At 75.7% G+C, this 1,388-nt stretch carries 1 protein-coding gene; it reads left to right on the forward strand.

Annotation, left to right across the window (positions count from 1 at the left end; all coding sequences use genetic code 11):
* Nucleotides 1-1,388, forward strand: a 1,388-nt coding sequence (locus GSF22_RS33535) for a heavy metal translocating P-type ATPase (protein WP_208817910.1), incomplete at both ends; no start/stop codon positions are given.

Raw genomic sequence — 1,388 nt, forward strand, 5'->3', positions numbered from 1 at the left:
CGGGTCCACGGCCCGGGTGCGGATCGACGAGCTGCGCGTCGGCGACGTCGTGCTGGTCCGTCCGGGCGCGCGGGTACCGGCCGACGGGCGGATCGTGGACGGCGCGGCCGAGTTGGACGAGTCGATGGTCACCGGGGAGTCCCGCCCGGTGTCCCGGGGGGTCGACGACCGGGTGGTGGCCGGGACGGTCGCCACCGACTCGGCGGTCCGGGTACGTGTCGAGGCGGTCGGTGGGGACACCGCCCTCGCCGGCATCCAGCGGCTGGTCGCCGAGGCGCAACGCTCCCAGGGCCGGGCACAGGTACTGGCGGACCGCTTCGCCGCCTGGTTGTTCTACGTCGCCACCGGCACGGCGGCGGTGACCCTGGCGGTGTGGTGGGTCCTGGGTGACCCCGACCAGGCGGTGGTGCGGACCGTCACCGTGCTGGTGATCGCCTGCCCGCACGCCCTCGGGCTGGCGATCCCGCTGGTCATCGCGCTCTCCACCGCGCTGGCTGCGAAGTCCGGCATCCTGATCCGGGACCGGCTCGCGGTGGAGCGGATGCGCACCGTGGACGCGGTGCTCTTCGACAAGACCGGCACGCTGACCCGGGGCGAGCACACGGTGCTCGGCGTCGCTCCGGAAGCCGACCGGGACGGGGTGCTGCGGCTGGCTGCCGCCGTGGAGGCGGACAGCGAGCATCCGCTGGCCCGGGCGATCGTCGCGGCGGCGGCCGGGCGGGGTGCCCCGCTGACCGCCACCGGGTTCCGGACCCTGCCCGGCCAGGGGGTCCGGGCCAGCGTCGACGGGGTCGACCATGCGGTCGGTGGCCCGGCGCTGCTGCGTCAGTCCGGTGCCCGGGTGCCGGACGATCTCGACGCCCGGGTGCGGGAGTGGTCCGGCCGGGGTGCGGCCGTGCTCCACCTGCTCCGCTACGACGGGCGTGGGGCGGCCGAGGTGCGCGGGGTGATCGCCCTGGCCGACCAGGTACGCCCCGAGGCGCGGGAGGCGGTCGACGAGCTGCGGGCGCAGGGCGTACGCAGGATCATGATGATCACCGGCGACGCCCGGCCGGTGGCCGAGGCGGTGGCTGCGGACCTGGGGTTCACCCCGGGGGTGGACGAGGTCTTCGCCGAGGTGCTGCCGGCGGACAAGGACGAGGCGGTGGCCGGTCTGCAACGGCGGGGTCTGCGGGTGGCGATGGTGGGCGACGGGGTCAACGACGCCCCGGCACTGGCCCGGGCCGATGTCGGCATCGCCATCGGCGCGGGCACGGACGTGGCGATCGAGTCCGCCGGGGTGGTGCTCGCCTCGTCCGATCCGCGCGGGGTGGCCGGGGTGATCCGGCTCTCCCGGGCGTCGTACCGCAAGATGCTCCAGAACCTGGGCTGGGCGGCCGGTTACAACG

Source organism: Micromonospora echinofusca (assembly GCF_017614955.1).
Lineage (GTDB): Bacteria > Actinomycetota > Actinomycetes > Mycobacteriales > Micromonosporaceae > Micromonospora > Micromonospora echinofusca_A.